Annotated in this window: 27 protein-coding genes and 1 pseudogene; 9 read left to right on the top strand and 19 right to left on the bottom strand. The window is 44.7% G+C overall.

The genetic code is table 11. From position 1 onward, the window contains the following. Positions 1-52: 52 nt before the first annotated feature. The 8 genes from OK344_RS12290 (at position 53) to OK344_RS12255 (ending at position 5,155) form a co-directional block, all read left to right on the top strand. Complete coding sequence (locus OK344_RS12290; RefSeq protein ID WP_265145054.1) at positions 53-670, top strand: class I SAM-dependent methyltransferase; 618 nt, start codon at positions 53-55, stop codon at positions 668-670. A 59-nt stretch (positions 671-729) separates the two neighbouring features. Next, complete coding sequence (locus OK344_RS12285) at positions 730-2,121, top strand: MBL fold metallo-hydrolase (RefSeq protein ID WP_265145053.1); 1,392 nt, start codon at positions 730-732, stop codon at positions 2,119-2,121. Positions 2,122-2,130: 9 nt separating this feature from the next. Beyond that, positions 2,131-2,496 (top strand): hypothetical protein, encoded by a 366-nt coding sequence (locus OK344_RS12280; protein ID WP_265145131.1) that lies wholly within the window; start codon positions 2,131-2,133, stop codon positions 2,494-2,496. Then, positions 2,387-2,683, top strand: coding sequence for a thioredoxin (trxA, locus tag OK344_RS12275; protein WP_265145052.1), 297 nt, complete (start codon positions 2,387-2,389; stop codon positions 2,681-2,683). Before OK344_RS12280 ends, trxA begins: the two co-directional genes overlap by 110 nt. Before the next feature lie 3 nt (positions 2,684-2,686). Continuing rightward, the gene (locus OK344_RS12270) at positions 2,687-3,394 is read left to right on the top strand and encodes a thioredoxin domain-containing protein (protein ID WP_265145051.1); all 708 of its coding nucleotides are present in this window, start codon (positions 2,687-2,689) and stop codon (positions 3,392-3,394) included. Positions 3,395-3,413: 19 nt separating this feature from the next. Continuing rightward, the gene (locus tag OK344_RS12265) at positions 3,414-4,016 is read left to right on the top strand and encodes a TlpA family protein disulfide reductase (protein ID WP_265145050.1); all 603 of its coding nucleotides are present in this window, start codon (positions 3,414-3,416) and stop codon (positions 4,014-4,016) included. Between the two features lie 68 nt (positions 4,017-4,084). Then, on the top strand, positions 4,085-4,681 hold the full coding sequence (locus OK344_RS12260) for a Tll0287-like domain-containing protein (RefSeq protein ID WP_265145049.1): 597 nt from the start codon (positions 4,085-4,087) through the stop codon (positions 4,679-4,681). 21 nt (positions 4,682-4,702) lie between these two features. Then, positions 4,703-5,155 carry a methyltransferase family protein gene (locus tag OK344_RS12255; RefSeq protein ID WP_265145048.1) on the top strand — a complete coding sequence of 151 codons (453 nt, stop codon included), beginning with the start codon at positions 4,703-4,705 and terminating at the stop codon, positions 5,153-5,155. Positions 5,156-5,172: 17 nt separating this feature from the next. Here OK344_RS12255 and OK344_RS13460 read toward each other — a convergent pair whose 3' ends face one another. From OK344_RS13460 to OK344_RS12235, 5 genes are all read right to left on the bottom strand, one after another. Further along, positions 5,173-5,322, bottom strand: a complete 150-nt coding sequence (locus OK344_RS13460) for a rhodanese-like domain-containing protein (protein WP_407936711.1) — start codon at positions 5,320-5,322, stop codon at positions 5,173-5,175. After that, positions 5,277-5,534, bottom strand: coding sequence for a rhodanese-like domain-containing protein (locus tag OK344_RS12250; RefSeq protein ID WP_265145047.1), 258 nt, complete (start codon positions 5,532-5,534; stop codon positions 5,277-5,279). Before OK344_RS12250 ends, OK344_RS13460 begins: the two co-directional genes overlap by 46 nt. A gap of 411 nt (positions 5,535-5,945) precedes the next feature. Further along, on the bottom strand, positions 5,946-6,542 hold the full coding sequence (locus tag OK344_RS12245; protein WP_265145046.1) for a porin family protein: 597 nt from the start codon (positions 6,540-6,542) through the stop codon (positions 5,946-5,948). 18 nt (positions 6,543-6,560) lie between these two features. Beyond that, positions 6,561-7,574 carry a hypothetical protein gene (locus OK344_RS12240; RefSeq protein WP_265145045.1) on the bottom strand — a complete coding sequence of 338 codons (1,014 nt, stop codon included), beginning with the start codon at positions 7,572-7,574 and terminating at the stop codon, positions 6,561-6,563. A gap of 6 nt (positions 7,575-7,580) precedes the next feature. Further along, positions 7,581-9,368: a hypothetical protein gene (locus OK344_RS12235; protein WP_265145044.1), complete on the bottom strand. Its 1,788-nt coding sequence runs from the start codon at positions 9,366-9,368 to the stop codon at positions 7,581-7,583. A gap of 107 nt (positions 9,369-9,475) precedes the next feature. Here OK344_RS12235 and OK344_RS12230 point away from each other — a divergent pair, with 107 nt between their 5' ends. Beyond that, a complete protein-coding gene (locus OK344_RS12230) occupies positions 9,476-10,144 on the top strand; it encodes a response regulator transcription factor (RefSeq protein WP_265145042.1) in 669 nt (222 codons plus the stop codon). A 62-nt stretch (positions 10,145-10,206) separates the two neighbouring features. On the opposite strand, the gene OK344_RS12225 is transcribed toward OK344_RS12230, so the two are convergent. The 14 genes and pseudogenes from OK344_RS12225 to OK344_RS12160 all read right to left on the bottom strand — a co-directional run bounded on the left by OK344_RS12225 (position 10,207) and on the right by OK344_RS12160 (position 26,056). Further along, complete coding sequence (locus tag OK344_RS12225; protein WP_265145041.1) at positions 10,207-10,689, bottom strand: surface-adhesin E family protein; 483 nt, start codon at positions 10,687-10,689, stop codon at positions 10,207-10,209. Between the two features lie 113 nt (positions 10,690-10,802). Next, positions 10,803-13,208, bottom strand: a pseudogene (locus tag OK344_RS12220) (type ISP restriction/modification enzyme). Between the two features lie 1,215 nt (positions 13,209-14,423). Further along, positions 14,424-14,642: a hypothetical protein gene (locus OK344_RS12215; RefSeq protein ID WP_265145040.1), complete on the bottom strand. Its 219-nt coding sequence runs from the start codon at positions 14,640-14,642 to the stop codon at positions 14,424-14,426. A gap of 62 nt (positions 14,643-14,704) precedes the next feature. Next, positions 14,705-15,127 carry a DUF6078 family protein gene (locus tag OK344_RS12210; RefSeq protein WP_265145039.1) on the bottom strand — a complete coding sequence of 141 codons (423 nt, stop codon included), beginning with the start codon at positions 15,125-15,127 and terminating at the stop codon, positions 14,705-14,707. Positions 15,128-15,702: 575 nt separating this feature from the next. Continuing rightward, positions 15,703-18,054, bottom strand: coding sequence for a T9SS type A sorting domain-containing protein (locus OK344_RS12205; protein ID WP_265145038.1), 2,352 nt, complete (start codon positions 18,052-18,054; stop codon positions 15,703-15,705). A 70-nt stretch (positions 18,055-18,124) separates the two neighbouring features. Then, on the bottom strand, positions 18,125-18,571 hold the full coding sequence (locus tag OK344_RS12200; protein ID WP_265145037.1) for a hypothetical protein: 447 nt from the start codon (positions 18,569-18,571) through the stop codon (positions 18,125-18,127). Between the two features lie 76 nt (positions 18,572-18,647). After that, positions 18,648-20,534: a hypothetical protein gene (locus OK344_RS12195; RefSeq protein ID WP_265145036.1), complete on the bottom strand. Its 1,887-nt coding sequence runs from the start codon at positions 20,532-20,534 to the stop codon at positions 18,648-18,650. A 95-nt stretch (positions 20,535-20,629) separates the two neighbouring features. After that, positions 20,630-21,268, bottom strand: coding sequence for a response regulator transcription factor (locus OK344_RS12190; RefSeq protein WP_265145035.1), 639 nt, complete (start codon positions 21,266-21,268; stop codon positions 20,630-20,632). Positions 21,269-21,280: 12 nt separating this feature from the next. After that, on the bottom strand, positions 21,281-23,038 hold the full coding sequence (locus OK344_RS12185; protein WP_407936713.1) for a tetratricopeptide repeat-containing sensor histidine kinase: 1,758 nt from the start codon (positions 23,036-23,038) through the stop codon (positions 21,281-21,283). A 448-nt stretch (positions 23,039-23,486) separates the two neighbouring features. Then, complete coding sequence (locus OK344_RS12180) at positions 23,487-24,350, bottom strand: hypothetical protein (RefSeq protein WP_265145033.1); 864 nt, start codon at positions 24,348-24,350, stop codon at positions 23,487-23,489. Between the two features lie 25 nt (positions 24,351-24,375). Next, on the bottom strand, positions 24,376-24,858 hold the full coding sequence (locus tag OK344_RS12175; RefSeq protein WP_265145032.1) for a hypothetical protein: 483 nt from the start codon (positions 24,856-24,858) through the stop codon (positions 24,376-24,378). A gap of 41 nt (positions 24,859-24,899) precedes the next feature. Next, entirely contained in the window at positions 24,900-25,157 is a 258-nt protein-coding gene (locus OK344_RS12170) for a hypothetical protein (RefSeq protein ID WP_265145031.1), read from the bottom strand. A gap of 32 nt (positions 25,158-25,189) precedes the next feature. Next, a complete protein-coding gene (locus OK344_RS12165) occupies positions 25,190-25,786 on the bottom strand; it encodes a hypothetical protein (RefSeq protein WP_265145030.1) in 597 nt (198 codons plus the stop codon). A 24-nt stretch (positions 25,787-25,810) separates the two neighbouring features. Then, a complete protein-coding gene (locus tag OK344_RS12160; protein ID WP_265145029.1) occupies positions 25,811-26,056 on the bottom strand; it encodes a hypothetical protein in 246 nt (81 codons plus the stop codon). Positions 26,057-26,242 lie beyond the last annotated feature (186 nt).

Here is a 26,242-nt window from a genome sequence, read left to right as displayed (position 1 = left end):
TTTCAGATTCACTAATTTTGCACTAAAGAATTCAGGACTTAATATAATGATTATGAATCAACAGAACTTCTGGAACCAGCGTTACGCCGATGAACATTATGCTTACGGAACGTTACCCAATGATTATTTAAAGGAAAAATCTGCGGATCTCCGTCCCGGAAAAATTCTGCTTCCTGCGGAAGGCGAAGGCCGGAATGCCGTATTTATGGCAAAAATGGGTTGGGAAGTCGAAGCCTTTGACCAAAGTACAGCGGGGAAAAATAAGGCGCTTCTTCTTGCAGAACAATATGATGTTAAGATCAGTTATACCATTTCACATGTTGAAAACATACGGTATCCCGAAAACAGTTTTGATGCTTTGGCACTCATCTTTGCTCACTTTCCGGGAGAAAACAGAAGGAGTTATCACCGGAAGCTGAGCAGATTTCTGAAACCGGGCGGACATCTGATCATTGAAGGATTTTCGAAAGAGCACACCACATTTCAGAAGTTCAATCCGAAAGCAGGCGGTCCCCGGGACGCCACGATGCTTTATAATATTGAAGAGTTGAAAAAAGATTTCAATGATTTTGAATTCATCGAAGCAACAGAAGAGAAAGTAGTTCTTGCTGAAGGGGAATTTCATCAGGGTGAAGCCTCGGTAATCCGGATTTTCGCAATTAAAAAATAAGGTATCAGATTTGATGCCTTCAAAAACACCAATAACAACCATTTTTAAAAATATTTACCATGTTCTTTAAACACATATATGATACAAGTTTAGCCCAGGGCAGTTATTTAATTGGCTGCCAGGCAAAAGGAGAAGCAATTGTGATCGACGCAAAACGTGATGTGGATACGTATCTGGAGATCGCAAAAGAAAATAATCTTAAGATTACCCATATTACCGAAACGCATATTCACGCAGATTTTCTTGAGGGTTCACGCGAACTTGCAGAAATTACAGGCGCTCAGCTATATCTTTCGGATGAGGGCGGCGCAGACTGGCAATATGAATTTCCACACGAAGGTTTGAAACACGGCGATAAAATCCAAGTCGGGAACCTGACATTAGAAGTCATTTATACCCCCGGACATACGCCTGAAAGCATCAGTTTCCTGCTCACCGATCATCCTGCAAGCGATGAACCCGTGATGATTTTCACTGGAGACTTTGTTTTTGTGGGCGATATCGGCCGCCCCGACCTGCTCGAAAAAGCGGCGGGACTTACCGGCACCCAGGAAAAAGGTGCACACGAAATGTACCGGTCGGTACAGGATTTTTCAAAACTTCCGTCTCATATTCAGGTATGGCCGGGACACGGTGCCGGTTCAGCCTGTGGTAAAGCTTTGGGCTCCGTTCCAAGTTCTACTGTTGGGTATGAGAAGATCAGAAACTGGGCATTCCGCTACGAAAATAATGAGGATGGTTTTGTAGAATACCTGCTGGAAGGTCAACCGGAACCGCCGAAGTATTTTGCCATGATGAAAAAGCTCAATAAAATTGAAAGGCCTTTACTGACCGAAGTTCCGAAACATGCGAAACTTTCGGAAACGGAATTCCTTAAAAAATATAATGACGGCATAAAGGTAATCGACACCCGCAATAAAGTGGAATTTGCAAAAGGATTCATTCCCGGTAGCATCAATATCCAGAACAACAAAACGCTGAGTACATGGGCCGGCTGGCTGCTGAATTATGATGAAGATTTCGTGATCGTGGCTGCGGAAGAAGAAATGGATGAAATCACCAGAAAACTCATGCGCATCGGTCTCGACAGGATTGCCGGATTTATTTCCGACGTCAATTTACCGGGCATTGAACTCCAGAAAGCCGACGTTATGGGTATCGAAGAATTTAAAACCTATCTTGGCAAAGAAGAAGTGCAGATCGTAGATGTAAGAGGAAAAACCGAATATGAAGAAGGGCATGTGGAAGGTGCAGAAAATGTTTTTGTAGGAACGCTTCAGCAAAACCTCGATAAAATAAGCAAAGAAAGACAGGTGGTTATTCACTGCCAAAGCGGCGACCGCTCTGCGATTGCCTACTCCGTGCTCAGAAGAAACGGGTTCAATAATGTAAAAAACTATTCCGGTGGGATGAAGGAATGGCGCGAAAAAGAAAATCCCGTAATATCTTAAAATCCAAAAATGATTCAGAATATCACCACAAACTGGAATATCTTCCGCATCCTCCGTCTGGCATTAGGACTTTTCCTGATGACAGAAGCGGTAAGGACAGCCAATTTGTTCATGACGATTTTTGCCGCAGTGCTGATCATCATGCCCCTGCTGAACATCGGCTGCTGTGCCGGCGGGAACTGTGCGGTTCCGGACCGTAAATCATCCGGCCCGGATACGGATGAAGTAGAATTCGAAGAAGTACAATCAAAATATAGTAAAAAACATGTCAAAATTTCAGGAACTTATCAGTCAGGACAAACCTGTTTTGGTAGACTTTTTTGCAGAATGGTGCGGCCCGTGCAAAATGCAGGCACCCATTCTGGAAGACCTTAAAAAACGCGTAAACGACCAGGCGACCATCATTAAAATAGATGTCGATAAAAACCAGGGCGTTGCGGCAAAATATGGAATCAGAAGCGTTCCTACGCTGATGATCTTTAAAAACGGAGAAGTAAAATGGAAACAGTCGGGGGTATTTCCCGCCGAAGAACTCGAACGTTTAATCAAAGAAAACAGTTAAAATATGTACAGAAGTATCATCATCGCTCTTTTCGCTCTGGTCATGACCAGCTGCAGCAAAGCCCAGAACACCGCAAGCACAACATCACTTTCTGCGACCGAGTTTTCAGAAAAACTGAAAAAAACTCCTAATGCCCAAGTGGTGGATGTAAGAACCCTTAACGAATATAAAAAAGGGCATATTCAGAACGCGGTAAACATCGACTGGAATGCTGATGATTTCGCAGAAAAAGCAGCCACTCTGGATCCGGCAAAACCTGTTTTTGTGTACTGCCTCAGTGGGCCCCGAAGTGCAGCCGCAGCAGAAAAGCTGAAGGAAATGGGTTACAAAGAAATCTATGAGATGAACAGAGGAATGATGGAATGGCGCAGCAAAAACCTGCCCGAGTTAAAATCCGCAGCAGCTACGCAAGGCATGAGTTTACAGCAATACAATGAGGAGCTGAAAAGCGACCGTTTGGTGCTTGTCGATTTTTATGCTGACTGGTGTGCGCCTTGTAAAAAAATGGAACCTTACCTTAGGAAAATAGCCGCAGAAATGCCTGAGAAAGTTAAAATTGTAAGGGTGAATGCCGATGACAATACAGAACTGTGCAAAGCGATGAACGTTTCTGCCCTGCCGGTTCTTAAATTATACAGAAACAACGAAATCATTTGGGAGAGCCTTGGCTTTGTAGAAGAAGCCGAAGTGCGGAAACAGCTCCTGAAATAACAGATCAACAAACTTAAAAATGGAGAAAATTAAAATATGGTTCAGGAAAAACTGGAGTACTGCAATTCTTTTTGCGTTCTTCGTCCTGCTGCTCGTGAGCCCCGATGCAAAAGCATGGTTCATGCGGCAGATCATTTCTACCGGAATTATGAATTCCAGCGTGGAAAAGAAATCCGAAGCTGAGACCGAAGCCAATGATACCAAAATCATTACCGAAAACTTCACGGTGGCAGACCAGTCCGGCAACACGATCAGCACTGCAGACATGAAAGGGAAAGTCGTGTTTATGAATTTCTGGGCATCGTGGTGTCCGCCCTGCCGAGCGGAGTTCCCTTCGATTCAGAAGTTTTACGACAAATATAAAAGTAATCCGGATGTCGTTTTTCTCACCGTAAACCTTGATGACCAGGCTTCACTGGGTGAAAACTATCTGAAAAAGGGGAATTATACCATTCCGTTCCTTGTTCCGGCGGGGAATATTCCAACGGCTTATTTCAACGGGTCACTTCCGACAACGGTGGTGCTCGACAAAACCGGAAAGATACGTCTTCACCACGCCGGTATGGCCGACTACAGCAAAGCGTCTTTTTATAAAGAAATCGATGCACTTTTAAATGAATAATAAGGCAGAAATCTGCCTTTTATTCTTTAAATTTGAATGAAAGCATCTCAACCTTAAAACACACACTCATGAAAAAAGTGATCATGGTAGCAGCCGGAGCTATTTTAATGACGGCATTAAGCTGCCAGAAAGAGCAGACCCAAGTGACTGAAAACACCGCGACTGAAATCCCGGCGGAGAAAAAGCAGGGAATTCCGGACGAGGAAATCCTTAAAAATTATGCCACAGAAGCCCAGCAGCTCCTCGGCTCTCAACTGAAACAGAAAATCGCGGAAGGCGGCCCGGAAAACGCTTTGGAATTCTGCAACATCAATGCGATACCGCTGACGGAAAGTATTTCAAAAAAATATAAGGTAACCATTAAAAGGGTTTCGGATCAATACCGGAATCCCGACAATGCTGCCAATCCTTCAGAGCTCGCGGTCATTACAACCTATAAAGCCATGCTTGCTGCCGGTAAAATGCCTGAAGGCCTCCTGAAAGACGGCTATTATTATTCCCCGATCGTCACCAACGCCATGTGTCTACAGTGCCACGGAACGCCCGGCAAAGAACTGGCGGAAAAGACCCATCTGAAAATTAAATCTCTTTACCCGCAAGACAAAGCCACCGGTTATGGCGTGGATGAACTGAGAGGGATTTTCAGCATTGCGGTGAATCCGTAACCTCATCTCAAAATTATGGCCATGAAGAAAACGGCGCAGGATTATATTTTCGTAGGGCTGCAGTTGATGCTTTTCGCCGGCTATGTCTTTGAATGGCTTCTAAGGGTGAAAGTTCCGGCTTCGGTTACCGTTTCGGGAATGGCTTTGGCGGTTCTCGGACTCGCCATCGCCGTATTTTCAGTAATTAATTTGAACAGAAGCCTTACCGTTTTTCCCACCCCAAAAAAAGGAGCCGAACTTATTGAATCCGGCCTGTACCGATGGGTAAGACACCCGATTTATACCGGTATCATCCTTCCGGTGTTTGGATATGCAGCAGGCACCGGGTCTTTACACAAACTCATCATTGCCTTCGGTCTGCTGCTTCTTTTCTATCTGAAATCGACTTACGAGGAAAAGCAGCTCATGAAGAAATATCCCACCTATGCGGACTACCGTAGGAGGACCGGAAGATTTTTCCCAAAATTATTTTAAGTTTAATTGCTGATTTTTCAGGCAGAACAGTCCTTAGAATCTGACAAGGAATGCGATATGAAATCCGGCGGAGTACCCGTCATCGGCAGACCGTTCTGCTGCCATTTCACCAGACCGCCCGTCACATAGGAAACATCGCTGAAGCCTCTTTCGGTAAGAAACTGCACGGCGGTTCGGCTGCGCAGTCCGTTGTTACAGTGAGTAATGTTTTCCTGCTTTTATCCAAAGTCGGAAGTTCCTCATCGAATTCACTGAAAGGGATATTCTTCAGATTTGGAAAAACTCTGCGGTAGGTATTGAATTCAAACCGCTCTCGGATATCGAGAAGCAGAAAATCTTCTCCTGACGAGGAAAGATGGGAGGGGCAAATGCTGTTCATTTCTTTTTTTTACAAAGTTCGTTTAAATCCCTTCGGTTTCCTGTTACCTTGGTTACATAAAGAAACACTAAAACTCTGAGTTTCATTTTTTGTTTTTAAGCTTGGCAATAAGCTTCAGCAGGGTATCCCTGTTTTTGGCTTCGTGGTAAAAGCGCGGCAGTTTTTCAAGAAGGGTAAAGTGGGTGCGGTCTTTGTGTTCGCGCAGCGCGGCCAAAATGTAGGATTCAAGAAAGAGGGCGATTATTTTGAATATTCATCTTTGCTATGCTTTCAATTAAACAATTTAGAGTTTGTTGCTTTTGGCTGTCGGCTATTACTGAGTTATTATAAATACACTCAAAATTTGCGGGCTGCTAAAATAAAAGAGAAGGTGCGCAACCCTCTCTTTTTCAGCAATAATATTTTTATATTCTAAATTCTCTTTCTAAAAATCATATAACCTATTGTAAGACCAAAGTTGGAGTTCTTGATGTAACTGTCCGTTTCTCCTTCAGGATAATTCAGAATGTTAGCTAACCCTTTGGTATATCCGGCCCTTAAAGTAAGTCCTTTCTCGAATGCGTAACCTACTCCGAGATTGATTCCATAATCGGTGTTCTTATAAGAATAGTCTCCATCGTTGATCTTCAGCTCTCCACGGTCGGTTTCAGCTTTAAGAAGAACTCCGAAATAACCGCCCGCAGACACAAAGAAACTGCTTCCTACAGGTTTCACTTTATATACCAGTTCAACGGGTAACGACACGTATGACAGCATAAGCAGGTCGTCTGTCTCCTCCAGTTTCGTACCGTATAAACCCGCGCTGAGGCCCGGATTTACAGAGAATCTTGCGTCATTCAGCGCGATCCACTGCACGTAATTAAATTTTACCATCGGCCCATAGCTGTGGTTGGCCTGTTCGCCCTCTACCCTTTCGTCAATTTTTGAGACACCACCGGTGAGACTTAATTCCTGCGCGAAGGCAAAAGTTGATGCGGCCAGCGCTACTAACGCTACTAATTTCTTCATGTTCATAGTTTCTATTATTTATTTTGTTTTTAGTACACGTGTCGTCAGTGACATTTTCCAACGTTTACCCTTTTCATCCTTATAGACATCGCGGAAAAGCGTTATGTTTTTACCATCAAAAGACCACATATCCTGCCCTTCTGGAGATGAATATTTGATATCGTTCGCACAGTTCTGAAGAGTATCCTTTTGCTCCTGAATATGCTGAAATAACGCCGCTTGCGCACTGTTCATGTCGAGGTTTCCTTCCCCCTGACTGTTATAGTAAAGAACCTGTTTCTGAAAACCCACGACCGTCCCGTCCTGCACGAAGACAGCGTGGACAGTCTTGTCGTAAATGGGTTTGCCGGTGGTAGCGTTGTAAGGAAAGACAAAATTCCTTTTATCCTCAAAGTTGATATTTTTTGAATAGTAAATGTACACTGCTGATCCCTGTGATCCTTCGCTTACTTTTGCCGATTTATACTTGCCGGTAAGTATATCAGGATATTGTGCTTGAAATTCTTCGATGCTCACTCCTGTCCGTAAGCTCTCGAGGGTATATTCTTTAAAGTTATTCTTGCATTCCTCCCTGAGTTCCTCCTCATATTTACGTCTGGCCTCGGTTTCATCTTCCCTGCGTTTTTTCTCTTTCAGCCAGGCCTTTTTATCTTTGATCAGATTCATTTTTTTAAGGCTTTCCCCCTCCGCATATATTTCTTTGAATTTATCATCCAGCCCGTTCTTTTCGGTCGCTTTCAGGTACTTTTTAATGTTGTTATCCAAAGATACATAAAGGTTGTACTGCTCTTCGTCAGCGTAAAAACTGTAGGGGTTAAAAAGATTTTTCTGAGATACAATGCGCAGATACAAAGATTTATCCGTCATCCCGCCAAGTACCTTTTCAAACTCATTCACTTTTTCGATGGTCTGCTCAAAATCCCGGTTATTAAAGGCAATTTCTGCTTCTTCGAATTTAAGCTCAGCCACTGCATTCTGGGCCGCGGCAAAACCGTTCATTAACAGAAATATATAAAGTAAAAGGATTCTCATGTTTTATTATTTAATTAATGTTCCGTAATTGCTTTTTTCAACCTGCTTCTTCACTTTTTCTTCAGGTACTGCGACCGATTGAGTGTTCTCGTCGGAAATCACCGTTCCAAACGTGGGTTGCGGCGCTCCCTTTATCTCCTCCGGGCTGTGTTGACCCGGTTTACCTTTATATTGCACCTCTTCAACACGCATCCCGGTGCTTTTCAGTGCGCGGATAAGATTGTTTCGCGTATTCGCCGCCTCATCATATGTATAATAGTATCCGTGCAGAACTTCACTGTAAGGGGTAAGGTTCTCAATTTCATTTTTAACCTTAGCAGTATAGGCCCGTGTGCCATCCCTGTACTTCCCGACTTCGAAAACATTCGAAACATAAGCCGATGCACCATACTCGCTACTCAGGTCGTTGTGAGCATAGATAAAGAAGTAGAGATTGGAGGCTTTTTCCTTAGAAACCAGCGGAATATCTGTGGCCGGCAGTATCGCAAAAGCATCCCTGCGGTTTGTCTGCATCATATATAGCTCATGCTGACGCTGTCTTTCCGCCTCCGCACGTCGCTCGGCGATAGCTTGCTGACGCTCCTTTTCTGCCCGGTTATATTGCATGATGCCGCCGATAAGGTTAGCCATCTCACTTACACCCTGTGTGATGATTTCATCACGCTGCTGGGCATAGAGCTTATCTGCGGCCGCTTTACGCTGGTATTCGGCTTGCTGTGCGGCGATTCGCTGCTGATGCAGTTCCTGCTGCTGTGCAATACTTGATGTGGACTTCGCTGCATTTGAAATCTTCGAGATCTGGTTGAATGCAGTTTCGGTAGTCTGATGCGTACTGCCGTCTGCTCTTCTTACATAAGGAACGCCGTTCTCACGATAAACCTGCACATATTCTCCGTTCACTTTTACTTTCTCCGACAGATTCGCGGCCGGGGCATTAGACGACCCCACTGAACCGGCGGTGGACATGGCAGTTCTTTCACTGACAGTAGTATTCTGCGCTGTTTTGGTAGTGTTTTCACGCTGCAGTCTTTCGCGCTCTTCGGCTGCCGCTTTCTGTTTCTGTTCAGCTTCTGCTTTTTTTCTAAGCTCCGCCTCGGCCTTTTGCTTTTTTGCTTCCGCTGCAGAGCGTTCTTTTTCTGATATATTCTCAATTTTTACAATCCGGTAATATACAGTAGAAATCATGCTGTAGAGTGCGCTGCCTTTCTCGTCCTCCCCCATTTGCTTCCACGATTCTCTGGGACAGGCGCCGGCAGTAAGCCTTACTGCAGAACCAATACCATCACTTCCATAAGGTTTTCCGACCGTTTGTGAAGGCGCAATAGTAATTCCGTCGCCCAGCGGCCCAAGTTTATGGCTTTTTTCCGCACCGCAAACCAGACGCGCGCCGTAGTCGATATAGACTTTCAGTTTATCTGTTGTATTGTTAGTGACCGTGATTCGGTAATCCTGCGTCATCATACCAAATGCATCATTCTTTTCCTGATACATCAAGGTCACGTGAATCCTTGAATCCTGCTGTGTCACAGGAATTTCGACCATATATTTTTGTCCGTTAATAGTGATTGTTTGCAGCAGCAGAACTGCCGTTAAAAGAAATTTCATTGTTTTCATCATCTGTGTTTTTATGCCGATAGCAGGAGGAGTATTGGAAATGAAGATAAACTCCTGTTTACTGCATACGACAAAATTTATGAAAATATCAACATCATCCAATACCCCTTTTGGGGTATTTGTTAAAAAAAAATTTACTACTTTTACTTTATTGATGTTAAAAAGTAACCTGAAACACAAATTTTATGTCAAAAAATCAACACCCTCTCCTCAAAGTCTGGAATACCTACCCCGGATTCCTGAAGAGCGAGACCCAGGTACACCGGGTGCCCTATATCGACAAAATCGTGGCAGAGATTTTTTCTGTGGGCGAATACTATCATTACACCCTTCACCTGCGCGACAGCAGCCTCAGCAACCATCATCCGAATCTGGGGAAAATGCATGGACTTGCCAGGCCACCACGGAACCTGGGCGATATCATCGCACTGGTGCATCCCGATGATATGACTTTTGTGCAGGAAGCTGAACTCATGACCGTGGAAAAGATAAAGGAGATCGGATTCGAGCACATGATGCAGCTGAAATCCAGTTACTGTTTTCGCATGCGCATGGCTTCCGGCGCTTATGAAATGTTCCATCATCAGTCCTTGCACACCTTGAAGTCGGAAGAGGGTGAACTGCTGGAAGCCGTAAACATCCATACCCACATCCAGCATCTGGCGCCCAAAAACAATTACCATGTGGTGGTTTCCGGCATCGGTGAAAGAAATGATTTTCATAAAATGCAGTGGCTTCAGCGGGCTCAGGTTGAGCCGGAGCCGGCCGCACTTTCCAAACGCGAAACAGAAATCATCGCGCTTCTCGCCAAAGGCCTCAACACTACGCAAATATCGGAGAGACTGTGTATTTCAAACCATACCGTAAGGACCCACCGCAAAAACATCCTCCAAAAAACCCGGTGCCGCAATTCTACGGAACTCGTCAGCAAAGCTTTTGAGCAGGGGTATTTGTAAGTTACTCTGTTATTCTGCACTAACCCCCGAACCCTGAGGGTCCCGGAGGTTGTTGGTATCCCCTACCATTCAACAGCCGCAGAATCAACTACTGCAGCGGCGGAATCAACCAGATCATAATCATAATAATAGCTTTCATCATCGTCTGCGCAAATGTGGTTGTAAATAATTTCTCCCACTGTTCCCGGTACTACAGGTTCTTTAAAAGCTACATAAGAATCGCTTCCCAGCACTTTTCCGTTTCTGTCGTAGCTGATGACGCTGGTAATATCATACTCCCGTTCATAGCAGGATGCTTTCCATAGCTGAAGAACCTGTTTACCACCGGTTGTGATGTATTTTCCGCTCTTGGCTTTAACCCTTTTGGTAGGATACTGCCATTTGACCCATGCACTGGAAGAAGTTTCACGGCTTGCGGAAACGGTAAATTCCGCGCTTCTGTAAATTTCTATAAATCCGTTCTTGCTTTCTATTTTCTTAAAGCCCAGAACCAGCAGCATCCCTAACAAAACGGCTGCAGTGGTCAGTAGGTAATTTTTCTTCACTCTGTTTTATTTTTATATGTATTAATCCTTTCTTATTGCTCTTATCCGTGGGCTGTCGGCGGTAATGAATTCCCGAATCCTCCGCATTCGCCCTTCGAGTGCCTCAGGGTACATCAGGCATCGGTTGAAGGACCGGTAACACCCACTTCATCAATCTCCTTCATCAGCCTTTCCGTGTTGCTCATCGAATAAATCATTTTCTGGTAATGCAATACGTCTTCGAAATCCAGTGTGCGGCCTTTGCGGTCTTTGAGCCATTTCTGGGCGGGTTGGTAACCGCCAATGTAGAAGTTCCAGGCACTTTCGGGGATGTTTTCGAAATACTGGGTGGCGTTGATGTAGACGCTGCCGGTGACTTCGAGTCCTTCGAGAGCTTCCGGGCCCGAAGGCATCGGTTCTCCATTCGGTTCTGGTCCGGTGGCTGAGGCTCTCGAAGCCACAAACACCGGTTTCTCCACCACATTCTCCCCTTTTCCGGAAAACTTCGTCGTAAGGTCTTTATTTGAAATCCCTTCCAGCAGGTGGAGTTGGCGGATTTCGCTGCCAAGTTGTACGAGCTGCCAGAAGGTTTCGGGTTTTGGATAAGGCACGCGCGGGAAATCGATCTTCAGGAATTCTTTATAGGTTTCGCGGTAGGTTGGCGAATGCAGTACGGCGTAGATATAATCGAGCAGATCGATCGGTGCAAAGCTGGTTTTGTAGGCATCTCGGACTTCGCTGCTGTTGGCGAGACACACATTGCCTTCTGGCTCTTTTTCTTCTACAAATTCCAGATCTAATTTGTCCGCTATCTCTTTAATAATCTCAGGATTGAAGTTCGGAATTCTTTCCCGCGGGTCTAATTCGGTGGGTTGTTGGTAAAGGTAGAGCGGGAAATGATAGGTTGCTTCCTTTGTCTGAAGTGAAACCGAACACTTATCACTTAAAGAATCAGTAATAAATATGTGTTGGAAATCAAAAGTACTTTACTGCTTGCATATTAATAATCCTAGATTATCCGATGAAAGCATATGTTTCATGATCTCATTACGGGGATAAGACAAAATACCTTTTGACTTCGCCGAATAAATTATAAACCTTTTGTCAAAAGGTCGATAATCAATCCTTTGAATTGTGGCAGTTTCTATGTCTTTCTTTGCATTTAAATATGTCCAGTCTCTGCTATCTTTTCGTTCATTATATTTATTTCTAAACGTGCCTTCGTCCAACAAGTTGAAATCATTAATCACCGATTGCAGATCTGTTTCATTTTGTTGAACCACCAAACCATCTCTTGCGGACACTATACCACAGGAATTGGTTTGCATAAGTTTGTCAATTTTAAACCCTTTTTCATAGGATTTAGATTCCGAAAAATTCTTATTGATGAAAAAGTAATTTGGCGAACTGCAATCTAAAGCAGTCCACTTTATATTATTTGTGGTGTGTTTATTTAAAAATTCATACTTATTCTCTCTTCGTCCAAATAATTCTGAATGAAAAACCTTTCCTAGCTCATTTTTTTTCTTCTTGCCAGTCTTAACAAAAATATTAATAGACACGCCTTGCATAATATCAAATACATTCTGATCGGCGCTTCCATCAGGCGCGGTTTCTTTTTTCTTCGCATTGCCGTGTAAATCTAAAATATAAATCTGGTCAAAACTTTCCAGCAGATTCTTTCGCATTTGCCGGTGAATAATACCATCAATAAAAGAATTATTGGAGATATACGCTAAGATTCCACTATCATTTTTATCGATAAAATGCTGCCCGAATCTGATGAACTTAATATAGTCATCGGACAAAGGCTGAATATTTCTTTCGTTTAAATCTTTTTTATAATCAGCAACCAGACCTTCTATCCACTTGCTTTTATTGGATGAACTTACGGAATACGGCGGATTCCCAATCACACACATCACCGGCGTGTCTTTCTTGATTTGGTTCGCCATATTGCTTTCATCCGAAAGCCAGCTCGCAAACAGGGTTCCGGTGTCCTGGTGGTGTTCTTCCAGCGAATTGGTAAGGAAAACGTTGAAACGCTGGTCGCTGTTGGTTTCGTAGCCGGTCTCCGAGAGCAGCATGTCGAGTTTCAGATGCGCCATGGAATAACTCGCCATAAGCAGTTCGAAACCGTTCATTCTGGGGATCAGATCTTTTTCCACATAGCTGTTCCACGCGCCTTCGTTGATGTTGCGGAAGTTTTCGTCGTAAATATACCGGATGGTTTCCGCGAGGAAAGTCCCGGTTCCGGTCGCGGGATCCAGCACCTGGACTTTATGGTAGGTTTTATCGACCTTCTTGCCGTTGACTTCTACTTTCCTTGTCAGCTTCGAGGCATCGGCCAGTCCCATCGGCAGGTTGAATTCGGTTTTCAGCAGATCATCCACCGCACGCACAATGAAGTTTACCACCGGCTGCGGCGTGTACCAAACCCCGCGGGCCTTGCGCAGTGCCGGATTGTATTTGCCCAGAAAAGTTTCGTAGAAGTGAATCACGGGATCTTCCTGCCGCGTCGATTTCCCGAAGTTCCGCATAATGGACAGCACATCACTCGCCTTGAAGATTTCAATAAGGTCATCCACAAAGATCTTCAGGTTTTCATCCAGATCGAAACCCGCAATATGCTGGAAGAGTTTCCTAAGGAAGGGATTCGACTTCGGAATCAGGTTTGCGGCTTCAAGCCTCGAGAATGTAGGCAGCGTGGGATCGTGATACCGCGCCACGAAAAGTCCGTACGCGATGGTTTGCGCATACAGGTCGGCAAAAGTATGGTTGTCGATATCGTGAATCAGCATGTCATGGAAGGCCTTTTTCTGGCTCATCAAGTCTGAGTGCAGTTCATGCTCTTCCTGGTAATTCAGCGTTTTATAAATAATGTCCGAAATCAGTTTGGCTTTGTTGGCCATCATTTCCGCAAGCCGTTCGGAGTTTTTAATGTTCTGCGAAACCTCTTCACTGAAATCTTTAATCAGATTGGTGAAGAGCGCAAAGTTTTCTTCCTGAGGCGCAATCTCATTGCCCAGAATATCCCCGAGCGAAATCTTCGTGGTAAGTTCGCCATCCCGGTAGAATTCGAAATTCAGGTAATCGGTAATGATGAGGTTCGAAAGCGCATTCCGGTAGCGGTCGAACTGTGGCTTGTTCTTTTTATGGTCGATGCCCAGTTTCAGGTCTTTGGCTTCAATAAAACCTACAGGAATATCTTTCTTCGAAATAATATAATCGGGCGAACCACAGGCCTGGCGCTGCGGTTCGTTGATAACCGAAAACTCTTTCCCAAGGATTTCCTGCAAAAGCGTCTGCAGATCACCCCGGTAAGAATGTTCGGTCGCGTTGCCGGCGAAATAGAGTTGAGAGAGTTTGCGAAGGTAGTTTTGACTCATAGTTGTTCGTATGCTCAAATATAAAACAATCCTGCGAAACTGTAAGAATATTCAGTTTTATCCTTGTGCGCTCCTTCCCGCCGACGATCCTGGAGCCCCTGTATAGTGCTTTCAGGATGAGCATTTATATTTGTATAGTTATACCAGGATTTATTTACTAACATGTATAGTTATTTCAGGACGGGTCAAACTATAACAGGAATTTTGACTTGAAATACAGCTGTATAGTTTTTTCAGGATTACCGATTATATCTGTATAGTGATATCAGAATTTATTGAGTAATCTGATAGTGAGTTCAAGACAGGTCATACTTCATGGCCCCTTCATGGATGCTTCATGGATACTTCATGAAGCGTTCATGGAAATCAACATAAAAAACACAGAAAAATAAAAGGGTTTTGGGAAGTGGAATCTGCGCCTTCGGGTACATCAGGCATCGCGAGAAAATTTCTTGCTGGTACCGGATCCTTTGGGGATTCTAAAGCACTCGGTTTGAGTGAAGAATTCAACGTTGACGGCGTTTCTGGAATAGTCGGAGCAAACTGTGAAACTTCTGTTTCATTCCTCTGAAAATTTTGTTTCATGCTTCTGAAAATTTTGTTTCATACGTATGAAAATTTTGTTTCAGCCTTACAGAATAATAGAATCAGAGAAAGAAACCGGACTCGGGATATACAAGATACTCCTCAACGCCATACTTGCAGAAAATTTCATGTACCTGCTGCTGTTGGGGTGGGCTGAGCCACAGTTCATTCCGCAGGTGTCGGTAATACGCACTCTGTCCGAGAATACCAGTAAGTTCCTGGCGGATATTTTTCACGGTGGAATACGGAAGTTTCCCCAATACAGCACTCAGACCCCGGGTATGAATCTGCGGTTCACGGGAAAGCAGCCAGCTGCACTGCGAAAGATCCTGAGTCCGGAGCATGCCGGGATTGAGCAGCGTAAATGAAGCGGCAGTTTCCGGGGCCAGACTGAATGCGCGGAAGCGGAGACATACCTCACTGTGCGGACAGTCTGCCAGCATGCAATGCTGAAAATGAGGCGGAAACATTTCGTAGGTAATCATGGGCGGGCTGTTTTATCATCCAATCATCCTTACAATATTATTCAAAAAATATCACACTGTCAACACATAGGATGATTTTTTTCTTCCCAGCTCATTGGGGTTCTACAGGTGGCTGGGGATGTCGCGGTGGCTGAGGTCTTCACGGTGGCTGAGGTTCTCGATGCCATCTTTTAATCATCTTTTGAGTGATGCTCCGGTATTACTTTGCCAAAGTTCTGTTCATGCGCATCAACCTTTAACAAAGTTTATTTTGAGAATGGATGGAGGTTCTGATTCGAACTTTGTCCAAGTACCATCATGCTGTTTAAAACTTTGACAAAGTGGTGAAGGTTTTCTTCGGGAGTTGTTGCGGAGTTGTTGCCGGATCCTTGCCAAAAGAAGGGTGTTTTGGCAACAGTTCCGCAAGGAGTCCCGAACAAGTCTGCAACAAAACCCCTCAGTCCTGAAAAAAGAAAACCGACTGAACAGTCATCAGACGGTTTTGTAAAATCAAAAAATGCACTGACTTACCCAAAGCCGAAGCGTGATGAAAGCGGAGCAACACTCTTCCCAATCACTCCGCTTTTCCGTGATTATTATTTCTTAATCACTTTGCCTGAGGCCATCACATTGCCTGAAGTATTTTTCACCTTATAAACGTAAACGCCGGGTTTGAGTGCTGCCGGGTTCAGCGCATTGGTACCTTTCACCAAAGCGTGGCTGCCCACCATTTTGCCGGACATATCGTAGAAATGTACGGTGGCTTTATCCTCTGAAGTAACGGTAAGTATCTCCCTGAACGGATTCGGATATACGGAGATGTTCTTTTTCAGCGGATCTGCAGTTGCGAGCGCACCAAGATTCATCACCGCGAAAGGTGAAAAACTGGTGATGCCGCTTCCTGTAATGGTGTAAGGATTGCTGCCACTCACCGCACCGGAGTTTTCGGCCGTCCAAGCTCCGTTTACATAATGTCCGACGGTCGCGTTATTTGGGTTAAAGGTTCCGTTCTGTTGGGAAGCATTCCAGCCTAAGGAAATGGTGGCATTGCTTCCGCCTGGTGTACCTTCGGAGATGTCCCAGGTTGCATTCACCGCACCGCCTGGCGCGTTCGCAATTCCTTCAGAGACTTTCACTGAAAAAGTATCAGAAGTTCCGGAGTTCGCCAGCGTAAGGGGATTGTAATTGTTCGCTGTTCCAACCGGAAGGTTTACCGTTCCTCGACCGGCATTTACGTTTTCAACATTCACGGTCCCGGTACCGTTGGTGACAATGTAATTATTGGTGTTACCGCCGGTGATGGCGGAAGATGTTCCCTTGAGATTCACAGCATTGTTATTCAGCGTAATTCTTGAATTTAAATTTAAGTCCCCTGCAAGGTTTAAGCTGCCGGAAACAATATGAAGTGGCGCATTGAGCGCAAGATTTCTTGCTGATGCTGCAGATGAAATTTCAACATCCGACCCAGCAGGAACCAGAGTGTCTTCAGAAGAAAGCGGCACCACCCCAGTATTCCAGTTGCCGGGAGCGTTCCACGAATTGTCGGTTGACCTGTTGAAGGTATAATCACCCTGAAACTGGTACAGCTTCATCGCATTTCCCAGGCCTGCAAAAAAATACAGATTCCCGTTCAATTCATGAAAGCCAAAAGGATTGGAGCCGATGTTATTAGTTCCCTGCATCAGCGTAATGATATCAAAGGTTTTTACAGTCTGAATGCCGTCGGTGCGGTGCGGTTCCGCGAAATCATTATTTCCGGACATATTGGCGGTTCCACCAGCATACCAGGCTGTACCTTTATAATCGACGAGATTTCCTGCATTATAGGCACCTGTAGAAACAATTGAGTAACCGTTTTCCTGATAATTGGTCCGGAAGATGGTTTTCTGGCTCATATTAAAACAGTAAAAATTCTCATTGGTTTTGGAAAACATGGAGCCCGAGCTCGTTCCCGCATCTATGGCGTCAGCAGGCGAAAGCTGTACGGTGCCGCCGAGCGTCCCATCGGTACGGTATAGCGTATGCCGGGTGTTGTCGGAAGCGTTATGCAAAGTTGAAAATAGGAGATAATCATCCGTTGATGTGAGATTAAAAGTCGTGAGACTGTACACATTATTGGTAAGCGGGGATGTATTGGTAAAAATTTTTGTTCCGGAAGGCGTACCGTCAGAGGACCATAACTCTACCCCATTGGTTTCATCAAAACCCATAAAATAGAGTTTGTTTTTAAACGCCGCCATGCGCATAGTAGCTACAATAAAAATATTCGGAACATCAATCAGTTCTACGCTTCCCGTACTGCCGCTGATTTTCCATAATTTAAAATCGGAAGCAAAATAAACGTCATTATTCAGTCTTGTCAGTGCATTACCGGATTTATCAGCAATCATTGAGGTACCAGCAGCAGTGCCGTCCGTTTTCCATATTTTTCTGCCGTTACTACCTGTATATCCGTAGAAGTACATTTCATTGCCACTGAGGGAGCGGTTTGCGGCTTCATATTGGTCAGTGGTGATGGATATGCCTTCAGTAGTGGATCCCCGTTCATCGAACCGTTTCAGCAATACAGTTCCTGCGTCTGTACCATCCGACTTCCAGAGTTCATCATACTGAATATAGGGACTCCAACTTTTATATACATAGACGTGAATATAAAAGTGATCCTTTGCGGGAATTATGGCCTTTATTGCAGCACTTAGAACACCGGAATGCCCTAAATTTTTAATCACCTTTGTTCCCGCGTCGGTTCCGTCTGTTACTGCTATAGCGACACTGGGCGATACTGTTACCCCGTAGTAGTGTTTGCCGTTCCAGCGGTTGTTTTGCCATATAAAGTGCTCGTTATCGGTAGGTCTTAAACCCGTTGCAGATACGTCTTTCACAACTGTAAGCTGGGCGCTGCCTGTAATTCCCAGCATCATTAAACTGAAAAGTAGAATTTTTTTCATGTCTGAATATTTTAAAAGGTAAAAACCCCGGCGGATTTCAGGGTCCGCCAGGGTAGGAATACATCAAAATTTATTTCACCGGAATATCGGTAAAGGTGCCGTACACTGAGGTAACGTTTCCGCTCGTCCAGGTCGCCTTGAAGGTGCCGGAAGCTTTGCCGTTTGCATTGGCGGTGATGACCACTTCGCCGGTTGCGGGAGTGGCTGTATTTCCGTTAAAATAAAACGCATTGGTGGCATTCACGGGATAGGTCGCAGGGGAAAGTCCGGAAAGGTTGAACTCAAACACCGTTCCCGAGGTGGCCGTAGCTCCTGTAAAGGCAAAAATAGATTTGTACTGCGTACGCACTTCCGAAGATCCTGCGGTTTTAAGGGGTGCCGTGGTGGAGTTCTCACGCCAGGTAAATCCTGCGGAAGCAGGCGGTGTGGTGCTTTCCGGCTCACTTTCTCTATCGCATCCCGTCATCAGTAAGGTGACTAAACACAGGGAGAAAAACACGTAATGTAACTTTTTCATAAGAGGAATTTTTAAAATGATTTCACTGATACAAGATGCCGGTTCACAGCTTCGAAACTAAATGACCTTCCCGGTTTTACTGCTTAACATCCATTCTCGAAACGAGCAGGCGGTCGCCGTTCGGGGTTTCGCTGAAGAAGTACGTGTAGTCACCAATCTGCAGTCGGTTATGCTTGGGGTACAGGTAGTATTTCTTCTTCTCGAGGTCGCCCAGCGTTCTGAATTCCGAAGATTTGCCGGTAGCCAGGTCTAGCTTGCCATATTCAATGCTGTAGAAAGGAGAATAGGATTTGGTTGTAGTAGTTGTGGAAGTTCCTGAAAAGAAATTACTAAAGGTGCTTACATCCGTATCCACATCAATGGCTTTTACAATTTCCATCACCCAGTTTACTGACTTGCCGTCCTTACTTTCGATCAGATAACCGATGGCAGGAAAATTATCTGCCGTCATGGGTGAATTGTTAAAGAATCCTTTTTTGTTTTTCTGATCCAGCTGCACCGTATAATTTCTTACCAGATTGCCCTCCGGTGAAAAGTGAAGCAGATACATTCCTTTATAAATCCGGTCGTAGCTGTCACCGCTTCTGCTGGTGGAAACTCCGGCCAGCGCGCCCAGCATTTTACCGCCCGGCAACCCGATTCCTTTTCCTTCGGGCTTGTAATCCTGAACACTCAGCATCATGGAGCCATCTTTAAGAATCTGAAAATTATTGGTCACGAATTTCTTACCGTCGAACTCCAGGGCTTTCTTCATATCGGGTCCGGCTACAGCTTTGCTGTTCAGTTCTGCCATAGGCGTGGCTCTGATCACCGACAGCTGCTGCCCGGAAATCTTGGCGATAATGAAGTCATCATATTTTTTTTCATCTAAAGCATTGTCCAGCGACTGTTGAGAGGGTGCCATATCGTCTTTTCCGGAAACCATGTTGGCCATTTTCCCGAGGCCGCCCAGCATACCGCCGGTGGACTTGGCCGCCGCCTGCTCATTATCATCCATACTGGATGGAGATACAGTGGCTCCTAAGATTTCATCGGCATACTTGCCCTCTTTTTTAATGCCCATACCGTACAGGATTACCTCATTTCCTTTTGCATAAGCATTAAGGATGCGGTATCCTGCGGAAGGCGCTGTGAAATTGAACTGCTCTTTCACATTTCCTTCCGGAGAAATCCGGAGATAAGTCAGCTGATTTGGATTTCCTGCGCTGCCTTTGCCGTAGATTTTGGTAGGTGCCAGAACCACGATCCAGTCCCGTGGGAAATCATCGTTGGAAACATCGCGGCTGTTTTCATCGAGCAGCGGTTTAGAGAATATAGGTTTTACAGGGTTTGGCGTGGCAACGGACGCTATTTTTCTGGACTCACCCGTATTCGAAATCTTCACCAGATCCAGACTCTGCATGGCCGCACCTTTGGCATAAGGATAAGCCAGGGCATAAATAGTGCTGTCCCGTTCTACCTCGTACGCGCCGCTGAAAAGGTACTCTTCACCGTTTTCACTGGTGAGTTTCTGGCGGTCGAGCAGTTTCACTCTCTTCACGTAATCCCCGGCAAGCCAGTTGTATTTTGCCTTGATCTCACGCTTTTTGAACATCATTTTTCCTGTGAGGTTGGTGCTTACAGAAGCTGCGGTAGTGGTATATTCATCGCCTTTAAAGTTGAAGAATTTCCATTTTTTCTTTACTTTTTCTACATCCCACTCGTCTTTCATGGTGTTGGTAAGGTTGGCATCTTTGTCGAACGTATAGGCTTCCACCTTCACTTTTCTCCGGCTCGAGGGCAGAAAGTACACCATCTCGAAACCGCCGTTTTCCTTGGCTTCTACACCACCCAGATAGCCTTTCTTGGCTTTGCGGGAAATTTCGTAATCTTTTTCAAGAACATTAAAAGTCGTTTGTTGCGCAGTCGCAAACGAACCTGCCAGAACAAACGATGCAAACAGAAGAGAATTTTTTTTCATCATTTGGGTTTTTGTTGCGGTAAAGGTAGAGCAAAAGCCTCACGGCGATCTACCCGGCAGTGGGTATTTTGAGATCGGCAGGTGAGAAATTTTTAGGCTCAGTCGGCCAGCAGGTCGAGATCAGCTACGGCCTGTATGAGCTTGGGAACGGAATGGGTTTCCGTTTTTCGGTAGATGTTTTTGCGGTGGGTTTCTACCGTACTTTCGCTGATGAAAAGAGCGGTGGAAATCTCCTTATTCGTACACCCGTCGATCATCAGTTTCACGATCTGCTTTTCCCGCAACGTGAGTTTTATTTCCGGATAATCGATGACTTTGCTCTTAAACTGCTTCAGCGCGGTCTCTGCCTCGGTGCTGAGGTGCATATATCCTAAATGTACATCCTCCAGCGCTTTCACCAGATCCTGCCGGCTTATTTTTTTAGAAAGATAACCGTCAATCTTTACTTTTTCTGTCAGTTCATAAACCGTCTTCGGGTCGCAGTTCATCGAGAGGATAATGATTTTGATTCCCGGGAAATCCCGCTTAAGGATTTTGGCACATTCAAATCCGTTGATCGTGGGCATCATTAAATCCATCAGGATGAGATCGGGATGTATTTCTTCTGCCCTCAGTTCGTGAAGAAAATCAAAGGCATCGGTATAGGTTTTCAGGATTGAGATATTTTTCTCCAGACCGAGAAGCATTTCAATCCCGTCGATAATGATCTGATGGTCATCAATAATAACGACTTTCATAACACCTCTCCTTTAAACGGTTGGAATCTGGATGAATATCCGGGTGCCCTCGCCCGCCGCACTGTCAATACGCACCAGCCCTTTCAGCAGTTCAATGCGTGCGTTCATATTCTGAAGTCCGAGGCCGTCTCTCTTGTCCATCACTTTCGCAGGGTCAAAGCCTTTGCCGTTGTCTGCAATTTCTGTGGTGATTCTTTGATCGGTCTGGATGACGGAGATATCAATTTTATCAGCACCAGAATGTTTAATGGTATTGCTGATGCATTCCTGAATGATCCGGTAGAGCGTAACCTGGATATTCTGGTCAAGATCGTTGTTGAGCCCCTCAATCTGAAGGTTCACGGTAAGTTTTGGCGAGGAGATTTTCTCAATGAGATCCCTTAAGGCATTGGTAAGCGAATTTTTAATGAGCATGTTAGGCATCATCTGATGAGACAGGGTACGGACATCTTTGATGGCGTCTGCCAGGATACCGGAAGTCCTGTGAATGATCGTATTAAAATTCTCCGGGTCATTTTTATAGTCATTCAGCACGCTCACATTCATGTTGGCCGCCGTTAAAAGCTGCCCAACACCGTCGTGAAGGTGGCTGGCCATTCTTTTGCGCTCATTGTCTTCCGCTGTAATGACCGCCCGGGTGGCCAGATCCTGCTGGTGCAGAATGGCTTTCTGGAGTTCGGCTTTCTGGCGGTGCTGGCGGTTGCGGTAGAACACTGCGCCCAGCAGCAGTACGCCTACCAGCGAGAGCAGGGCCACGTTTCTTTTCAGAATTTTGGATTTCTGCTGAAGGATTTCACTGTCTTTCTTCAGGGTCTGGTATTTCTTTTCGAGTTCAGCCGTGCTGCTGCTTACTCCGACATTCACGAGCTCATTATCGAGCGCGATGTATTTCTCAAAATAATACTCTGCACTGTCCGGCTTTGCCAGGTGATGATACACATTCGTAAGCAGTTTGTAGGTGGAAAGCTGGTTTTCCTTTGAATTTTCTTTTTCGAATAGCGGCAGGATTTTTAAAAGCATGCGCTTTCCCTCCGGATATTTTCCCTGTACAATGAGATGCTGCGCGACGTCGATACTGTTGCTTTCCTGATCGATTTTGGAATTGAATTCTTCACGAACTTCCTTAGACACCTGCAGGTTTACGGCGGCCAGGGAATCTTTTCGCTGAAGGGTATACAGGTTGCCCAGGTTTCTGTTGGCGAACGAAAAACCCTGTTTGTTGCCTACTTTTTTACAGATCTCCGAACTTTTCTGATACTGCAGTTCTGCCTCCGCATATTTTTTCTGCATCTGGAATGCTTTTCCCAGGTTCAGGTAATTTTCGCAGAGTTTGTTCTCGATTTCCACGCTTCTTTCCTGAGACTCAAAATATTTTACGGCTTCACCGATATATTTCACCGCATTCGGATTGTCTTTCAGATCCACAAACAGCAGCCCGATATTCGCCTTTGTAATGTTCGCATTTCTGGCATCACCCTTTGCTTCGAAATATTTAAGGGCTTCCAGATACATTTTCATCGCTTTATTGTACTGAAAGCTGCTTTGGTACACGGAAGCAAGGTTATTATTAAGTTTGGCGATCCCCGCAGCATTCTTCTGCTTTTTCCGGATCTGATAGGATTTCAGATAATGCTGTTCGGATTTCTTAAAATCATTATTCCGGAAATGAACCGCTCCCAGATCGCTGTGAACCTGGGCAAGCAATACCGAATCCTGAAGTTTTTCGGTGGCTGCAATGGCTTTTTTACCGTAGCTGAGCGCAGAATCCACAGAAACACTGGCGTAATACCAGGTGAGATCGGCATACACCGATGCGCGTTTCTTATCGTCAGGATTTTTTGTGAGTTCTGATTTTAAGTTGCTGATGACCTCAGAAAGATTCTGTGCCTGTAGAACAGGGAACGCAAATAAAAAAACGAATAATAACGCACGGAAGCCAAAGACCTTGGTCAGCCGCAATTCATATAATCTACGGCACCCAGAGGGTTTTCGGTGAGTTGAACAGGACGTGGGGAGAGCTGTTTTCATATTTCAGTTGTTCTTTCCGGCCTTCTTTTTCCGGCATGATGACTCAGGACAAAGATGTACAAACTGGTGTAAGATAAAAATACGCTTTTGAGCGTATATTAAAACAGAATGCTTTAAAGATTATTCGCTTCGTGCTATTTTTTTCCTCGTGTCTGCGGTTTGAAGCTGAAATAAGTACTGTATCCGTCAATCACTGCTGGAACTGAAGGCTGTCATCTCCCACCTTAATTTTTCTGATCTTACTGATGTTCTTTCTTTTTCCCGACTGTTCATCTATCCTATACCCAGTCTGTTTTACAGTGACGCTGTGCGCCTTACTGCTATAAGCAAAGTCGGTATTAAATTCATAGTACCCTTTTTGATTCCTGTTTCGGTTGCCCCGGTTGTTTTCTTCGGTAATCAGGCTCAGCATCAGTTCACCTTCCCGGTAGAATTTGGTGCCCACCGAATTGATTCCCATTCCTTCGTACGGATCATCCACCTTTAAAAGCTCGTAGCCGTCGCCTAAATTGATCATTGATAAGGTATATGACTTTTCGCCAAAGGAGCCGTGTGTCGCAAAATTGCGTTTGAACTTCTGAATATAAATGCTGTCATTCTCTATGGTGTAAGAAAAATATCCAAGACTAACTCCGCACATGTGGCAGCTGTTGGCATTCACAAATTCTCCATCTTCATTGGTAACCATTGGAGATGTTCGGAAAACTGTATAATATACATTCTCATTGCCACGTTTCACGGTCATTGTGGTGTCAATAAAAGAATATAAAATGCGGTTCTCCCCAAGCTGCCCGTTAAATTCATGTACATCGCCGGGCGTGGCCAACCATTTTACTGCCTTTTGACTGGCCTGGTATTCACCGTCCAGCAAATCGGTGAGCATTTCAGCAGGGGTAGTGGATGCTGGATAATTCCCCGGTGAGGTGGCATAAAGACTGTTCGAAAACAGCAATAACAGCAGCAGCAGTCCGGAACTGTTTGGTTTTTTATAATAAGTCCGGAAATCCACCACTATTGCCAGGTGACGCTTAGCAGTTTTTAGAAATGTATTCATGAAAATGATGTTGATGATGTATTTTTCATAATTGGAAAGGCCTCCTGTTCTGCTTCCTGACTTTGCTGTAAATTATCAGGGCTGTTCCCGACAGCAAAAACCGGAACATCCATGTAAACCCTGTGTAACCATATACTCCATCATGTTGATCCTTGCTGCTCACCATCACCCAATCCGGGATGTTTTTACTTCTTTTATCTTTTGGCACGTATCGGATATACGGCGTTGCTGCTTTTAATTGTTCTACAGTCGGCAACGGGTCGTGCTGGGAATAAAACAGGGAATAATTGTGTTCTACACTGTCCGGTACGCCGTCCCGCATGTAGCTCAGCATCAATTTAATACTCACGGTACTTTTCCAGGGATTGGGTTTTACTTCCGCCCACTTTACCGATGATTTCACCACCACACTTGCTTTTGCATAAGCATCATCACGCAGGTAGGATCGTACACCAAGCAGGCCGGAGATGATGCCGAGTATAATGAATATGATGCCAATTAATTTCATAGCGTTACTCAACAGTATTGATGAATTTTTGCACTATTATATCACAGTTTCTTCTCTATCTTCCTGAAGTGTTGACTAATGGCATAATACATACCGAAACCCGTTGCCAGCACCCCTACTAAAATGCTGCCTTTAAATCCTAATACCTCAGCCACCCACATCAGCATTTCCTGCCTGCCAGCCTGCGTGCTCGACAGTGGAATTGATGTGCCTTGTTCCATATCGTAAGCAAATGCCACGAGCAAGGCTGAAAAAATGAGGATGGCGAATGCGTAAAGCCAGCGTGTTAGTTTTTTCATCTTGACAATATTTGCCAGGAAATTATGTTTCGTTATCTGGGATCCATCCGGCTTTTAACTTCCAAGGGAAGATCAAAAACGCCATTGGATATTTTCACCAGGTTTTTAGTGTCGATGCTGCCATCCTCTTTCTGCAATACACCGGTAAATGAGAACCTGCCTTTGATCCTTGAAGCGGTAATTTCATCAATAAATACTGAGCCTCCTTTTACCTTGCTGGCATCGCTCCACCAGAACAGAAAATTTTTATTTTCAGCATATTCTGCCCTGACCATAAAATCTGAGACCACATCTTCCGGTAAAATTTTATATTCTCCCTTCGTAACGGTTTTGCTGCTGTCAGCGGGGGTTATATTCAATACCAGAGTATTGGCACTGAGAATATCTGAAGTGGTCTGTGCAAGAATACCGACCGAACCGTCCTCTTTAATGGTAAACGCCTGAATTTTTCCCTGGTCAAAATGCATGGACTTACCGTTGACATTCATCTGTAACTCTGCGGCCGCCGTGTTTGCAGGTGCGGTGGTTTGGGCAGTAACGATAGTAGGAAAAAACATTCCAGTGAGGAAGGTAATCGCTGAGATTAAACAACAGAGCATATGCTTTCGGCAATTAGTAATTGTTTTCATCCTTTGTTTATTTGTTTATTTGTATTATTTTACTCCTTTTCCACCGCATTCTGTGCAGATATTTGGGAATAAAGTATCACCATATCTTGTGGTCGTGGTGTAGCGGCCAGTCAGGTATCTGTCTACGCCAAAATTTTCTGATGGATTGGTTACACTTACCCTTGAATATCCTGCAACGCCTTTTCCATTACAGCGGGTACAGGTCGTGGCTGTATGCGCATCATTTGTCTGCTGCATTTCGGCTCTCGCACGGTCTGCGGCTGGATACACTATTTTTGTAATGCTGCCGTTTTCGATTGATACTGTTGCTTCGGTGACCGGATAATGATAATTTCCTCTTCTAGGAAAGCAGTCTGCGTCTGCCTTCCCTTTAAAGGTTACGTCTTCACGGGCCGCAGTTTGCGCAAAGTCTAAAATCCCATCATATAAAACATAATTAATTGAAATTTGGTTTTC

Source organism: Kaistella yananensis (assembly GCF_026107505.2).
Classification (GTDB): domain Bacteria; phylum Bacteroidota; class Bacteroidia; order Flavobacteriales; family Weeksellaceae; genus Kaistella; species Kaistella yananensis.
The sequence above is the reverse complement of the archived record's forward strand: the minus strand, read 5'-3'. Positions and strand labels throughout refer to the sequence as shown.

What these genes read in the sequence shown, in the direction of transcription:
- OK344_RS12165 (WP_265145030.1), bottom strand. Translation starts at nt 25,786, where the DNA reads ATGAAAACAATTACTAATTGCCGAAAGCATATGCTCTGTTGTTTAATC.
- OK344_RS12180 (WP_265145033.1), bottom strand. Translation starts at nt 24,350, where the DNA reads ATGAATACATTTCTAAAAACTGCTAAGCGTCACCTGGCAATAGTGGTG.
- OK344_RS12175 (WP_265145032.1), bottom strand. Translation starts at nt 24,858, where the DNA reads ATGAAATTAATTGGCATCATATTCATTATACTCGGCATCATCTCCGGC.
- OK344_RS12215 (WP_265145040.1), bottom strand. Translation starts at nt 14,642, where the DNA reads ATGAAACAAAATTTTCAGAGGAATGAAACAGAAGTTTCACAGTTTGCT.
- OK344_RS12255 (WP_265145048.1), top strand. Translation starts at nt 4,703, where the DNA reads ATGAAGAAAACGGCGCAGGATTATATTTTCGTAGGGCTGCAGTTGATG.
- OK344_RS12195 (WP_265145036.1), bottom strand. Translation starts at nt 20,534, where the DNA reads ATGATGAAAAAAAATTCTCTTCTGTTTGCATCGTTTGTTCTGGCAGGT.
- OK344_RS12285 (WP_265145053.1), top strand. Translation starts at nt 730, where the DNA reads ATGTTCTTTAAACACATATATGATACAAGTTTAGCCCAGGGCAGTTAT.
- OK344_RS12240 (WP_265145045.1), bottom strand. Translation starts at nt 7,574, where the DNA reads ATGAGAATCCTTTTACTTTATATATTTCTGTTAATGAACGGTTTTGCC.
- trxA (WP_265145052.1), top strand. Translation starts at nt 2,387, where the DNA reads ATGTCAAAATTTCAGGAACTTATCAGTCAGGACAAACCTGTTTTGGTA.
- OK344_RS12270 (WP_265145051.1), top strand. Translation starts at nt 2,687, where the DNA reads ATGTACAGAAGTATCATCATCGCTCTTTTCGCTCTGGTCATGACCAGC.
- OK344_RS12265 (WP_265145050.1), top strand. Translation starts at nt 3,414, where the DNA reads ATGGAGAAAATTAAAATATGGTTCAGGAAAAACTGGAGTACTGCAATT.
- OK344_RS12200 (WP_265145037.1), bottom strand. Translation starts at nt 18,571, where the DNA reads ATGAAAAAGTTACATTACGTGTTTTTCTCCCTGTGTTTAGTCACCTTA.
- OK344_RS12250 (WP_265145047.1), bottom strand. Translation starts at nt 5,534, where the DNA reads ATGAACAGCATTTGCCCCTCCCATCTTTCCTCGTCAGGAGAAGATTTT.
- OK344_RS12205 (WP_265145038.1), bottom strand. Translation starts at nt 18,054, where the DNA reads ATGAAAAAAATTCTACTTTTCAGTTTAATGATGCTGGGAATTACAGGC.
- OK344_RS12260 (WP_265145049.1), top strand. Translation starts at nt 4,085, where the DNA reads ATGAAAAAAGTGATCATGGTAGCAGCCGGAGCTATTTTAATGACGGCA.
- OK344_RS12190 (WP_265145035.1), bottom strand. Translation starts at nt 21,268, where the DNA reads ATGAAAGTCGTTATTATTGATGACCATCAGATCATTATCGACGGGATT.
- OK344_RS12280 (WP_265145131.1), top strand. Translation starts at nt 2,131, where the DNA reads ATGATTCAGAATATCACCACAAACTGGAATATCTTCCGCATCCTCCGT.
- OK344_RS12245 (WP_265145046.1), bottom strand. Translation starts at nt 6,542, where the DNA reads ATGAAGAAATTAGTAGCGTTAGTAGCGCTGGCCGCATCAACTTTTGCC.
- OK344_RS12290 (WP_265145054.1), top strand. Translation starts at nt 53, where the DNA reads ATGAATCAACAGAACTTCTGGAACCAGCGTTACGCCGATGAACATTAT.
- OK344_RS12210 (WP_265145039.1), bottom strand. Translation starts at nt 15,127, where the DNA reads ATGATTACCTACGAAATGTTTCCGCCTCATTTTCAGCATTGCATGCTG.
- OK344_RS12170 (WP_265145031.1), bottom strand. Translation starts at nt 25,157, where the DNA reads ATGAAAAAACTAACACGCTGGCTTTACGCATTCGCCATCCTCATTTTT.